This is a genomic window from Parasphingopyxis marina (genome assembly GCF_014237875.1).
GTDB classification, from domain to species: Bacteria; Pseudomonadota; Alphaproteobacteria; order Sphingomonadales; family Sphingomonadaceae; genus Parasphingopyxis; species Parasphingopyxis marina.
This window is the reverse complement of the sequence record NZ_JACJVJ010000001.1, coordinates 964,276-976,010: the sequence shown is the minus strand read 5'-3', so window position 1 is coordinate 976,010 and position 11,735 is coordinate 964,276. Positions and strand designations below refer to the sequence as shown.

The window sequence follows — 11,735 nt, the reverse complement described above, 5'->3', positions numbered from 1 at the left end:
GCTATGAGAGCCGCCGAATTCAGCCGTTGTTCTTTCTTTGTTTTCGGCGAAATCCGGGCGGCCGAACCGCGCGCGGGGGGCCGCTTTCGCGCGCGGAAATCGGCGCGCGGCGGGCAATCGTTAACGATCGGGCGAATCAGTTGGCGGGCGAGTCGCCGCCGGCACCGGGTTCCGCGGGCGTTCCGGTGGGTGTCTCGACCGGCCCGGTGCTCGGCGCGACCCCGAGCTCGGCGAGCGGCTCCTGCGGCGGCGGCAATTCGTCCGCTGCGGGATTTTCGTCTTCGGCGGCATGTTCGGCAATCGCCTCGGGCGTGAGCTCGGGTTCGTTGCTCGCGGTTCCGGAGAAGGTCGCGGCCAGCAGCACGACCAGAATGATGACGGCAAGGCCCGTCGCGCCGATACGGATACGGTTCATGCGCTCTTGGCGCGCTTCGGCTACGGGATCGACTATCCTGTCGACCGGTATTTCGGCCACCTACTCCTCCTCGGCAAGCCAGGGCGGAATTGCGAGCCCTTTTTCGGCCAGCCATTCCGGATTGTACAGCGTGGAAAGATAGCGAAGGCCGCTATCGCAGAGGATCGTGACAATGGTCTTACCCGGGCCCAGCTTTCTCGCCAGTTCGATAGCGCCGGCGACGTTGATGCCCGAGGACAGGCCGAGGCACAGCCCCTCTTCGCCGAGCAGGCGGTGAACCCAGGCGAGCCCTTCGGCATCCGAAATCCGATATTGGGTATCGATCGGCGCACCCTCGAGATTGGCGGTGATCCGGCCCTGGCCGATGCCTTCGGCAACCGAGGAACCCTCGGCCTTGAGCTCGCCATGGGCATAATATTCGTACAGCGCGGCGCCATGGGGATCGGAAAGCGCGATCGTCACGTCCTCGGAAAATTCCTTCAGCCCCATCGCGACGCCGGCGAGCGTGCCGCCGGTGCCGACCGCGCAGGTAAAGCCATCGACCTGGCCCCCGGTCTGCTCCCAGATCTCCTTGGCCGTCGTCTTGATATGGGCCAGGCGGTTCGCCGTATTGTCGAACTGGTTGGCCCAGAGCGCATTTTCTGTTTCCTCGGCAATCCGGCGCGACTGGTGGACGAAATGGCAGGGGCTGGAATAGGGGGCGGCGGGAACAAGGACGAGTTCCGCGCCAAGTGCGCGCAGCGTATCCATCTTTTCCTTGCTCTGCGTGTCGGGCATCACGATGATCGACTTGTAGCCCTTGGCATTGGCGACGAGCGCCAGCCCGATCCCGGTATTGCCCGCCGTGCCCTCGACGATCGTGCCGCCGGGCTGGAGCAGTCCCTTTTCCTCGGCATCCTCGACAATGAACAGCGCTGGGCGATCCTTCACCGATCCGCCGGGATTGGCGAATTCGCATTTGCCCAGAATTTCGCAGCCCGTCTCCTCGGACGGCCCCTTGAGGCGAACGAGAGGCGTATTGCCGATCAGGCCGAGTGCATAGGGAACAATCGTCATGGCGCAGGCTTAGCCGAGGCGGGTTTCGCGGGGCAAGCAATCTTGGCTTGGGTGGCGGAAAGGGGGGGATGGGTGAGTGTCGGCAATGGGTGGAAAGCGGACGTTGCCTCATTGCTCGCAAACGGCCGGTATTGGGTCGGCGACGCCGCTCGCGCCCTTGATCGCTCCCCGTCCCCGCCGCATCCTCTTGCCATGCAGCGCAAGTCTTCCTTCCCGCCCGTCACCGACGGAGGCACCCGCGTCCTGATCCTCGGCAGCCTGCCGGGCGAAGAATCGCTGCGGCAGCGGCAATATTATGCGCACCCGCAAAACCGCTTCTGGGAGCTGGTCGGCGAGGCGATCGGAGCCGATCTGCGGGCGCTGGCTTATGAAGCGCGGCTCGCGGTGCTGCTGACCCATCATATCGGTCTGTGGGATGTGATCGCCGATGCCCATCGTTCCGGCAGCCTCGACAGCGCGATTCGCGCCGAACGCGTCAACGATCTCACCGCGCTTGCGCGGTCGCTGCCGAGGCTGCGCGCCATTGCGTTTAACGGCCGCAAATCGGCGATCGCGGGCCGCCGCCAACTCGCAGAAATATCCGGCGATATCGAACTTATAGACCTACCTTCCTCAAGCCCGGCCTATGCCGCGATGCCGATCGCCGAGAAGATTTCGCGCTGGGCTGTGATCGGCGACATAGCCGCGAATCGGGGTCGGTGAGACTATGCCTTCCAGATAGCGGGGCGATGGCCCCACTGGAGAAAGGCAGATGACAGACGTATTTATCTCCTACGCCCGCAAGAACCGGGATCGCGTTCGGCAAGTCGCCGACGGTATCACCGATAGCGGCTACAGCCTGTGGTGGGATACCGCCCTCAAGGCCGGCGATAACTATGCGCTGAAGATCGAAAAGGCGCTCGCCGAAACCAAGAGCGTCGTCGTCTGCTGGTCCGAGCAGGCCAAGGAATCGCTCTGGGTCCGCGCCGAGGCGAGCGAAGCGCTCGACCATGACAAGCTGGTCCAGATCCGGCTCGACGAAAGCCGGATGCCGCTGCCCTTCAACGTGCTGCACATGATCCCCTTTGCCGGCTGGAACGGATCGCGCCAGTCCCGGGAATGGAGCGAACTCGAAGGCCGGGTCGGCGTGATGACGGGCCGCGAAGTCGCGGACTTCGAAAACGCTGCCGGCGCCGCGCCCGAACTCGCGCAGCGGCTGCAGGGCCTCGGCCCGGTCGCGACCATCGGCTTCGGGCTCGTCCTGCTGACCACGCTGATCTCGGCGCTTACCATATTGCTGGGGCAAGATCTGGTCGAGCTCGGGCTTTACCGCACGGTGAGCCTGGCGGGCTTTGGCGCCGCTCTTCTGGGGTCCGTGCTCGTTTTTTGGAAATTCACCCGAACCGCTCTCGCATCGAGGCAATCATGACCGATACACGCCGCGCGCCCATGGGGCCCAATGTCCGCCGTTTCGTCCGCAGCGCGTGGCTGCTGCTGATCGCGCAGCTCCTTGCGACCCTGATCGCACTGAGCGCAACCGGATGGGCCGCCTTCTATGTCGCCGATCTGCAGGCCGAGCGCGATTCGCTGCGCGCGCAGCTGGACGAGCTGACCACCGCGCCTGTGCGAGAGGATACTGCCGACATCGCCGTTCTCGAACCGGTGCCGGTTGAGGAACAGCCCTTGCCGCCCGAAGTCGAGCCTCTCCCGCCAGAGCCGGCCGTCCGGACGGCTGCCCCGACCACGCGGCCCACGCAGCGCCCGGATACGGCGCAGGTTCGCCGTCCTTCCCCGCGCCCCACAGCGCCAGAAGTTCGGGCGCCCCGCGAACCGCAGAGCGAGCTCCCGCCCGAACCGGCGCGTCCTCCGCGCCGCAACACGACTTATCCGGGCGGTCTTCCCCAGCCCGGCAGCAATTCCGAACCGGTTTACATACCGGTCCGCCCCGGCAATGGCCCGGTCCGGGTACCGAGCGTCCCCCAGACCGACCCCGGCATTATCGGCCGGCTGCCGCAGAATCCGTCCCCGAATCCGCCGCGCACGCCGAACGATCCGCCGCGGGACCGGGTACCGGGTACGAACGGGAACTTCTGAGTCCCCCGGTCGTCGAAGCTGAACGCATGGTCATCGAAACGTCATAAAAACAGTGTTGACGAATTTTGCTGCAGCCGCGAGAAGCGCAGCTACTATGCACATATCAAAAACCCCCCTCGCTGCCGCATCCCTAGCGGCGCTCCTCACCCTTGCCGCTTGCGGCGAGTCCCAAGAACCCGAAGTTGTCGGCGGCATGGCCGATCCGAACGCCGACGAAATCGCGGCGCTCGATCCGGCGGAACTCCCGCCGATGCGCGTCCGCGAAACCAGCTTCCGCTGCGCCGACAACAGCCTCGTCCATGTCAGCTTCTACACCAACGACACGCAGGTCGGTGTCCGGCTCGACGAAACCGGTCCCGAGACCCTTCTTCCCAACGAAGCCACGGCAGAAGACGGCGAAGAAGCCGCCGAAGCCCCGGCCGTGCCGAGCTATGCCGGCGAAGGCTACCGGGTCGTCGGCGCCAGCGATGCACCGAGCATCCAGTTTGCCCGGCCGGGCGGAAGCTTGCAGCGCTGCAACGCCTAACCCGTTCGTTTCAAACCTTTCATCGGGGCCGGTAGCGTTTTCGCCGCCGGCCCCTTTTTCATGGGCGCAGCGCTTGCCTTGGCCCCTCCCCCCGTTCTAGATCGAGAGCGGGAAAAAGAGGGGCTGATCGATGAAACACTGGATTGCCGCCGCAGCGGCCATGGCCACCACGCTTACCGGCTGCGCCTCGATGCGGACGCCGATGACGGAATTCGCCACCGACTATAACCGGGTTATCGCGGACACATCGAACGAGATGATCCTGCTCAACATCGTGCGCGCCAGCCGCGGCGAGCCGACCCATTATTCGGCGCTCAGCTCAGTCAGTGGAAATCTGGCTATCGAGGGAACGGCAGGGGCGGATCTCAGCGGCATTATCGACGATATCGACGGCGGTGCGGAAATCGGGGTTTCGGTGCGATCCGCGCCCAGCTTCCAGATCATCCCGCTCAACACCGCGGATTTCGCGACCGGCATCCTGCGGCCTGTGGAGCCCAATGTCGTGGCGCTGTTCCTCAGCCAGGGGTGGAACGAAAACCTGCTCGCGGCCCTGCTCGTCGAGAGCGTCTCCTGCGGCGGCATCACCTATTATAACGATCTTCGGGGCGACGAAGACCGCAATCCGGACCGTCTCTATCTCGATCCCGACCAGACCTTCGGCCTCGGCTTCGAAACGACCGATGGCGGCAACACCAACGAACCGATCATCAGCATGGGCGCGGATCAGGCGACAAGCCTCGGCATGGTGCTTGAAAATCTTACCGACGATTACCGGGTGACGGTGCGGCGGGACGATGAGGGCAAGGCGATTTTCGACGTCTTCCAGCGCTCCCAGCAAACGCTGAACATCACGCTTTCGGGTTCCTCGCGCCTCACCGGCTGCGCCGTGACGGCGCTCTCGCCCGACGATTACGAGCTGCGTTCGGTGGAGGGCGTGATCTATTATCTGGGCGAAATCCTGCGATCGGGCGGCGGGGAAATGCGCACCCCGGGCGGCGACATCGTCTTCCGCGTGCCGAACAGCGCGCCGGCCGGCGGCCATGCGATCCACGTCTCGCACGAGGGGCAGAGCTTTTTCGTCGAACCGGCCAATCCCGGCCAGCGGCCGCGCAACCGATCGAGCCAGGTGATCAGCCTGATCACCCAGCTGATCGCCCTGCAGACGGCCAGCGACGCGCTCGAACGCTCGCCCTCGACCCTGACGATCAACTAGCAACGGCGGATCGGGGATAACGGGACTGGCGCGTCGCCGGAGCCTCGGCTATCGCGCGCGCATGGCCGATTCTTCCCCTGCGATCACCCCCGAAATCGTCGCCGAGCATGGTCTCAATCCCGACGAATATGAACGCATCCTCGCCGCGCTGGATCGCGAACCCAATATCGTCGAACTCGGCATCTTCTCGGTCATGTGGTCCGAGCATTGCAGCTATAAAAGTTCGCGCCGCCACCTGAAGAAACTGCCGACGACAGGCCCCCAGGTGATTTGCGGCCCGGGTGAAAATGCGGGCGTCGTGGATATAGGCGACGGCCAGGCCGCGATCTTCAAGATGGAGAGCCACAACCACCCCAGTTACATCGAGCCCTATCAGGGCGCCGCGACCGGGGTCGGGGGCATTTTGCGCGACGTGTTCACGATGGGCGCGCGGCCGGTCGCCAATATGAACGCGCTGCGCTTCGGCAGCCCGGACCATCCCAAGACGCGCCATCTTGTCTCGGGCGTTGTCTCCGGCATTGGCGGCTATGGCAATTGCGTCGGCGTGCCGACGGTCGGGGGCGAGGTGAATTTCCATTCGGCCTATGACACCAACATCCTCGTCAACGCGATGACGGTCGGCATCGCCGATACCGACAAAATCTTCTATTCGGCCGCCAGCGGCGTCGGCAATCCGATCGTCTATGTCGGATCGAAAACCGGCCGCGACGGCATCCACGGCGCGACCATGGCATCCGCCGAGTTCGACGAGGACAGCGAGGACAAGCGGCCCACCGTGCAGGTCGGCGATCCCTTTACCGAGAAATTGCTGATCGAGGCCTGCCTCGAACTGATGGCGTCCGACGCGATCGTCGCTATCCAGGATATGGGCGCGGCGGGGCTCACCAGCTCGTCGGTCGAGATGGCGACCAATGGCGAGGTCGGCATCATCCTCGACATGGACAAGGTGCCGTGCCGCGAAGAGGGCATGACGCCCTATGAGATGATGCTCTCGGAATCGCAGGAACGGATGCTGATGGTCCTGAAGCCCGGCCGCGAAAACATGGCCCGGGCGATTTTCGAAAAATGGGAACTGGATTTCGCGGTGATCGGCGAGGTCACCGATACCCGGCACATGGTGCTGACCTTCGGGGGCGAAACCGTTTGCGACATCCCGCTCGGCCCGCTCGCCGCCGACGCGCCCAATTACGATCGCCCGCACGTCCCGACGCAACCGTCGGCTCCGCTGGCCGACATTCCCGAAAGCGGCGATATCGGCGCGGACCTGCTCACGCTCATGGCCTCGCCCGATCTCGCCTCGCGCCGCTGGATCTGGGAACAATATGATCACACGGTCATGGCCGACACGATCCAGCGCCCGGGCGGCGATGCGGCCGTGATCCGCGTTCATGGCACCAGCAAGGGCCTCGCGATCAGCACCGATTGCACGCCGCGCTATTGCAAGGCCGATCCGGTCGAAGGCGGCAAACAGGCGATCGCGGAATGCTATCGCAACCTCACCGCGGTCGGCGCGAAGCCGCTGGCGACGACCGACTGCATGAATTTCGGCAACCCCGAAAAGCCCGAGATCATGGGGCAGTTCGTCGGCTGTATCGAAGGCATGGCGCAAGCCTGCCTGGCGCTCAATATGCCGATCGTTTCGGGCAATGTCTCGCTCTACAACGAGACGACCGATGCCGACGGCAAGGCGACGCCGGTACTGCCGACGCCCGCCATCGGCGGCATCGGCCTGCTAGACGACATAGACCTTATGACGACGATAGCGTTCAAGGCGGAGGGCGAGGCGATCGTCATCATCGGCCACAGCGCGGGTCATGTCGGCCAATCGCTGTGGCTGCGCGAATGCCATGGCCGCGAGGAAGGCCCGCCGCCGCCCGTCGACCTGGATATCGAGAAACGCCATGGCGATTTCGTCCGCGCACTGGTGGCCGATGGGGCGGTAACGGCCGTTCATGACGTATCGGACGGCGGCGCGCTCGTCGCCTTGGCCGAAATGGCCCTGGCCGGCGATATCGGCGCCGAGTTGACCCTGCCCGATGCGCCCAATCCCGCGGCGATCCTCTTCGGCGAAGACCAGGGCCGCTATGTCGTGACGACGCGCGATCCGGAGGCGCTTGTAGCCCGGGCGAAAGACGCCGGGATCTTCGTCGCGCCGGTCGGTGCGACGGTCGGCGATGCGCTGTCTCTACCGGGCGCGACGGTATCGCTCGCCGACCTTCGCACCGCGAACGACAGCTTCTTCACCGAATTGATGGAACGGTAATTCCGGCTCCCCGCGCTGCGCGGGGAAACGCCGCTTCTACCGCCTAGGCGGCCTTTTCCATGACTCCATGGGGATCATGGCCTTCTTCGCGCAGGATGCGGTGCGCCTCCCGATACAGGCGCGGCTCTCCGATGTTGAACCGCTTGCGCACATCCTCAAGCGGCTGGGCGAGCAGGTCGGTGATCGATTCCTCGCTGATCCGCGGGCAAGCCTTGCCGAGGCGCTTGGCCTCGGTAATCGCGCGCAGGATCGGCGCCCTGGTCTTCGTCGTATGTTTGACGTTGAGTCCGCCCGCATAGCCGATGAACAGATGCCCCAGTGACGGGTCCTGGCCATAGGTGAAGGCGAGAACGCACTGTTCGCCGAGCGGATCGCGGCCATAACCGGTAAGGACATGGAGGAGATCGTGGGTGTCGCGATTGCGCGCGCCATACCATTCGATCATGTCGTCATGCCGATCGGCGTTGAATTTCATCGCCTCGGCGACCAGCCCGGCCGCGCTCAGCCCTTCGCGTTCCATGAAATCGCAATAGGCATGGGCGACGCTGCCCTTTGGCATCGCCCGCAGCCGTTCATGATCGTCGAGCAGGTCCGGCAGATAGCGTTCTTGCACGAAAACGGCGCGGCCCTGTTCGCTTTCGCCGAAGGCGCGGGCATCGTCGCGGAAGCTCTTGCGGGGCAAGGCTTCGAAGATATGGAAAACATGCTCGGTGTTTTCCTTGTCCTTGATGAGCGCGCGGAAATGCTTGAGCGCCAATAGCGGCCGGAATTTCGGCGTCGGCCGGTCCGGATGCACCGGCACCGGCATGGCGACAAAGTCATGCTGCATGTCCATGGGCGCCAAATGCCTATTACTGACATTAATGTCAATAGTGGAGCGTCAACCCTTTGCCTGATGCGGCCATGGCGCTAAGCGAGGCCATGACCGATCCCGCCACCCTCCCCTATGCCGTACTTCCCGACTATTCCGACGCCGAGCGCATCGCGCGCGCCGAGGCATTTTACGAGCATCTCAAAACCCGTCGCACATGCCGTGATTTCAGCGCCGCGCCGGTGCCCCGCGCAGTGATCGAACAGGCGATCCTTGCGGCGGGTTCGGCGCCGAGCGGCGCCAATCACCAGCCTTGGCATTTCGCGGTCGTCTCCTCGCCCGAGAAGAAGGCGGCGATCCGCGAAGCGGCCGAAACCGAGGAGCGCGAATTTTACGCCGGCAAGGCGAGCGCCGAGTGGCTGGAAGCGCTCGGCCCGCTCGGTACCGACGAGGTGAAGCCCTATCTGGAAACCGCGCCCTGGCTGATCACCGTCTTCGCGCAGCGGCGCGGCGGTCCCAATCCCGGGGACGACAAGCAGAATTATTATGTTACCGAATCGGTCGGCATCGCCTGCGGCTTCCTGATCGCGGCGCTCCACGATGCGGGCCTTGCGACGCTGACCCACACGCCCAATCCGATGAAATTCCTGAACGAGGTTTGCGAACGGCCGGCGGCCGAGAAGCCGGTGATGATCATCGTCGCGGGAAAGGCCGCGACGGAGGCCAGGGTGCCCGTCCACGCGCTGAGCAAGAAACCGCTCGACGCGATTGCGAGCTGGCTCTAGCTGTTCGCTCCGCCAGCGAAGGAGGCACTATGACCGATACGCGGTCCGCGCTGATCGACAGCCGTCATCTAAGCCTCGACGTCATCCGCGGTATCGCCGTGATGGGCATCCTGCTGATGAACATCGTTGCCTTCGCCATGCCCTTCCAGGCCTATATGAACCCGCTCGCCTATGGCGATCCCGGACCCGCCGACCTTGCCGTCTGGGCGACCAATTTCGTGCTCGCCGACGGCAAGATGCGCGGGCTTTTCTCGCTGCTGTTCGGCGCCTCCATGCTGCTCGTTGTGCAGCGCGCCGAGGCCCGGGGCGAAAGCCCCGTCCTTACCCATTATCAGCGGATGAGCTGGCTGCTCTTCTTCGGCGTGATCCATGCCTATGGGATCTGGTTCGGCGACATCCTGATGCTCTATGCGGTGGTCGGCATGATTGCCTTCCTGTTCCGCAACATGGAAACGCACAAGCTGCTCACGCTCGGCCTTGTGCTGATCGGCGCCCAGGCGGCGCTGGTGGGCGTGGCGACGCACAGCATCTGGACGCTGGCCCGGGCCGCTGCCGCCCCGGGCGCCGAGGCCGATACGATCGCGGCATGGACATCGATCGCCGAAGCCATCGGCCCGCTGCCGCCGGTCGAGCTCGCGCGTGAACTGGCGCTATTTCAGGGCGGCTATCTCGGTATCCTCGCCGAGCGGACCGGGCCCGATTTCTGGCAACCGATCGCCGCCAACGGCTTTGCCGCGCCCGAAACGCTGGGGCTGATGCTCGCCGGCATGGCGGGGCTGAAAAGCGGTTTCCTGACCGGCGAATGGCGCGCGGCCGCCTATGCCCGGATCGCGCGGATCGGCTATCTGATCGGCCTGCCCCTGCAAATCGGGCTGGCGTTGCTGTTGATGCGCGCCGGTTTCGATCCGGTCGCGATCTTCTTTTACGATTCCACCCTGCAGGTGATCGCCAACCCGCCGCTGATTGCCGCCCATGCCGCGCTAATCCTCTATTGGGTGAAGAGCGCGCAGGAGAGCGCACTGATGGCGCGGATCGCCGCCGCCGGGCGCGCCGCCTTCACCAACTATCTTGGCACCAGCCTGATCTGTACGACGATCTTCTACGGCTATGGCCTGGGCCTTTACGGCGAACTCGGCCGCGCGCCGCTCTACCTGGTCGTGCTCGGCGTCTGGGCCGCGATCCTGCTTTGGTCGAAGCCCTGGCTCGACCATTTCCGCTACGGGCCGCTCGAATGGCTGTGGCGCAGCCTCGCGCGGCGGCAGTTGCAGCCGATACGAAAAAATCGATGACCCGAACAGTTCCTATTGCGACTTAGTCTCAATAGCCCTATTTACGGCACATGGTTGTCTGCATCTGCAATGCGATTCGCGAAAAAGATATTCGCGCCGCCGTCCACAAGGGCGCGCAGACCCCGTCCTCGGCCTATGCCAAGATGGGGTGCAAGGCGCGTTGCGGTCAATGCGTCTCGTTCGCACGTCAGATCATCCAGTCCGAAACTGCAACTGCGTAGCAGGAACACCCTAAAACCATAGGAAAACTGCGGGTTTCGGCCTTTCCCGACTCCTGTCACTGCGCTATAGTGCGCGTGGCTGACAAAGGAGACGCGGCATGAAGGGCGACGAGAAGGTTCTCGAATTTCTGAACGAGGCGCTCAAGAACGAGCTGACCGCGATCAACCAGTATTTCCTGCATTATCGGATGCTCAACAATTGGGGCATCAAGAAGCTCGCCAAGTTCGAGTACGAAGAATCGATCGACGAGATGAAACATGCCGACAAGCTCGCCGAACGCATCCTGTTCCTCGACGGGCTACCCAATTTCCAGCTGCTCGGCCGGCTGCGCATCGGCGAAACGGTCGAGGAAGTCCTGAAGGCGGACCTGGAGCTGGAGGAAGAAGCCCTTCCCATGCTGCGCGACGCGATCGAGCATTGCGAAAAGGTGCGCGACTATGTGAGCCGCGATCTGTTTTCCGAGATCCTCGAAAGCGAGGAAGAGCATGTCGATACGCTGGAAGAACAGTTCGACATGATCGAGCGCATGGGCATCGAAAATTACTGCCAGCTCCAGTCGGAACCGGCCGAAGGCTAGATTTTTCGAACTGGGTACGGCCCTTGCCTAGAGGCGGCCGAACTTCTGGTTGGTGGCACCCTTGGCGCCGAAACCGCCGCCTTCGCTGCGGCGTTGGACCAGCGGATTGGTCGCGCGTTCCAGCGCATCGAGCGTCGCTTCGAACATCGGGCGGAGCTGTGCCGCTTCCGGGATAAGCTGTTCCGGCGTCTGCTGGATCTCGACCAGGTGACGCGCCGTCATTTCGATTTTTTCGGCGAGCGCGCTCAGCGGCGTCGCGCCGAACTGCAGCGATTCGCCCTTCAGCGTATGCGCGGGAACGACCAGAGCAACGCTGATCTTGGCCTGCATAGCCTGTTCGATAGCCTCGACGGACTTGATACCATCTTCGCGGAAATACAGGATAATTTTCGCGAAATTGGCGCCGAGCTGCTCGCGCACGGCGTTAAATTCATCCCAGTCGATCAGTTCTTGTTCTTGGAACGACACAAACCGCTCCCTTTCAGCGAAAACCCAGATCACTCAC

14 protein-coding genes are annotated in these 11,735 nt (G+C 63.8%); 10 read left to right on the top strand and 4 right to left on the bottom strand.

The window, feature by feature from the left end:
- Positions 1 to 136 precede the first annotated feature (136 nt).
- The gene (locus H6P80_RS04870; RefSeq protein WP_185800197.1) at positions 137 to 475 is read right to left on the bottom strand and encodes a hypothetical protein; all 339 of its coding nucleotides are present in this window, start codon (positions 473 to 475) and stop codon (positions 137 to 139) included.
- Complete coding sequence (locus H6P80_RS04865; protein WP_185800196.1) at positions 476 to 1,471, bottom strand: cysteine synthase A; 996 nt, start codon at positions 1,469 to 1,471, stop codon at positions 476 to 478.
- 192 nt (positions 1,472 to 1,663) lie between these two features.
- On the opposite strand from H6P80_RS04865, the gene H6P80_RS04860 reads away from it, so the two are divergent.
- From H6P80_RS04860 to purL, 6 genes are all read left to right on the top strand, one after another.
- Positions 1,664 to 2,173 (top strand): DNA-deoxyinosine glycosylase, encoded by a 510-nt coding sequence (locus tag H6P80_RS04860; RefSeq protein WP_185800195.1) that lies wholly within the window; start codon positions 1,664 to 1,666, stop codon positions 2,171 to 2,173.
- A gap of 49 nt (positions 2,174 to 2,222) precedes the next feature.
- The gene (locus H6P80_RS04855; protein ID WP_185800194.1) at positions 2,223 to 2,879 is read left to right on the top strand and encodes a toll/interleukin-1 receptor domain-containing protein; all 657 of its coding nucleotides are present in this window, start codon (positions 2,223 to 2,225) and stop codon (positions 2,877 to 2,879) included.
- Positions 2,876 to 3,544, top strand: a complete 669-nt coding sequence (locus H6P80_RS04850) for a hypothetical protein (RefSeq protein ID WP_185800193.1) — start codon at positions 2,876 to 2,878, stop codon at positions 3,542 to 3,544. The genes H6P80_RS04855 and H6P80_RS04850 overlap by 4 nt, the downstream gene beginning before the upstream one ends.
- Positions 3,545 to 3,638: 94 nt before the next feature.
- On the top strand, positions 3,639 to 4,070 hold the full coding sequence (locus H6P80_RS04845; RefSeq protein WP_185800192.1) for a hypothetical protein: 432 nt from the start codon (positions 3,639 to 3,641) through the stop codon (positions 4,068 to 4,070).
- A 130-nt stretch (positions 4,071 to 4,200) separates the two neighbouring features.
- Complete coding sequence (locus tag H6P80_RS04840) at positions 4,201 to 5,283, top strand: hypothetical protein (RefSeq protein ID WP_185800191.1); 1,083 nt, start codon at positions 4,201 to 4,203, stop codon at positions 5,281 to 5,283.
- 61 nt (positions 5,284 to 5,344) lie between these two features.
- Positions 5,345 to 7,546: a phosphoribosylformylglycinamidine synthase subunit PurL gene (gene purL / locus H6P80_RS04835; protein WP_185800190.1), complete on the top strand. Its 2,202-nt coding sequence runs from the start codon at positions 5,345 to 5,347 to the stop codon at positions 7,544 to 7,546.
- Positions 7,547 to 7,589: 43 nt separating this feature from the next.
- Here the strand turns inward: purL and H6P80_RS04830 are convergent, their stop codons facing one another.
- Positions 7,590 to 8,381 (bottom strand): Coq4 family protein, encoded by a 792-nt coding sequence (locus tag H6P80_RS04830; protein WP_185800189.1) that lies wholly within the window; start codon positions 8,379 to 8,381, stop codon positions 7,590 to 7,592.
- Positions 8,382 to 8,467: 86 nt separating this feature from the next.
- On the opposite strand from H6P80_RS04830, the gene H6P80_RS04825 reads away from it, so the two are divergent.
- The 4 genes from H6P80_RS04825 to bfr all read left to right on the top strand — a co-directional run bounded on the left by H6P80_RS04825 (position 8,468) and on the right by bfr (position 11,230).
- Complete coding sequence (locus H6P80_RS04825; RefSeq protein ID WP_185800188.1) at positions 8,468 to 9,142, top strand: nitroreductase family protein; 675 nt, start codon at positions 8,468 to 8,470, stop codon at positions 9,140 to 9,142.
- Between the two features lie 29 nt (positions 9,143 to 9,171).
- Positions 9,172 to 10,431 carry a DUF418 domain-containing protein gene (locus H6P80_RS04820; RefSeq protein WP_185800187.1) on the top strand — a complete coding sequence of 420 codons (1,260 nt, stop codon included), beginning with the start codon at positions 9,172 to 9,174 and terminating at the stop codon, positions 10,429 to 10,431.
- A gap of 50 nt (positions 10,432 to 10,481) precedes the next feature.
- A complete protein-coding gene (locus tag H6P80_RS04815; protein WP_185800186.1) occupies positions 10,482 to 10,652 on the top strand; it encodes a (2Fe-2S)-binding protein in 171 nt (56 codons plus the stop codon).
- Between the two features lie 98 nt (positions 10,653 to 10,750).
- Entirely contained in the window at positions 10,751 to 11,230 is a 480-nt protein-coding gene (bfr, locus tag H6P80_RS04810; RefSeq protein WP_185800185.1) for a bacterioferritin, read from the top strand.
- A 27-nt stretch (positions 11,231 to 11,257) separates the two neighbouring features.
- Here the strand turns inward: bfr and H6P80_RS04805 are convergent, their stop codons facing one another.
- Complete coding sequence (locus tag H6P80_RS04805; RefSeq protein ID WP_185800184.1) at positions 11,258 to 11,698, bottom strand: Hpt domain-containing protein; 441 nt, start codon at positions 11,696 to 11,698, stop codon at positions 11,258 to 11,260.
- Between the last annotated feature and the right edge of the window lie 37 nt (positions 11,699 to 11,735).

Coding starts and splice junctions, on each gene's coding strand:
- bfr (WP_185800185.1), top strand. CDS start 10,751: ATGAAGGGCGACGAGAAGGTTCTCGAATTTCTGAACGAGGCGCTCAAG.
- H6P80_RS04855 (WP_185800194.1), top strand. CDS start 2,223: ATGACAGACGTATTTATCTCCTACGCCCGCAAGAACCGGGATCGCGTT.
- H6P80_RS04825 (WP_185800188.1), top strand. CDS start 8,468: ATGACCGATCCCGCCACCCTCCCCTATGCCGTACTTCCCGACTATTCC.
- H6P80_RS04830 (WP_185800189.1), bottom strand. CDS start 8,381: ATGGACATGCAGCATGACTTTGTCGCCATGCCGGTGCCGGTGCATCCG.
- purL (WP_185800190.1), top strand. CDS start 5,345: ATGGCCGATTCTTCCCCTGCGATCACCCCCGAAATCGTCGCCGAGCAT.
- H6P80_RS04860 (WP_185800195.1), top strand. CDS start 1,664: ATGCAGCGCAAGTCTTCCTTCCCGCCCGTCACCGACGGAGGCACCCGC.
- H6P80_RS04845 (WP_185800192.1), top strand. CDS start 3,639: ATGCACATATCAAAAACCCCCCTCGCTGCCGCATCCCTAGCGGCGCTC.
- H6P80_RS04820 (WP_185800187.1), top strand. CDS start 9,172: ATGACCGATACGCGGTCCGCGCTGATCGACAGCCGTCATCTAAGCCTC.
- H6P80_RS04840 (WP_185800191.1), top strand. CDS start 4,201: ATGAAACACTGGATTGCCGCCGCAGCGGCCATGGCCACCACGCTTACC.
- H6P80_RS04865 (WP_185800196.1), bottom strand. CDS start 1,471: ATGACGATTGTTCCCTATGCACTCGGCCTGATCGGCAATACGCCTCTC.
- H6P80_RS04815 (WP_185800186.1), top strand. CDS start 10,482: ATGGTTGTCTGCATCTGCAATGCGATTCGCGAAAAAGATATTCGCGCC.
- H6P80_RS04850 (WP_185800193.1), top strand. CDS start 2,876: ATGACCGATACACGCCGCGCGCCCATGGGGCCCAATGTCCGCCGTTTC.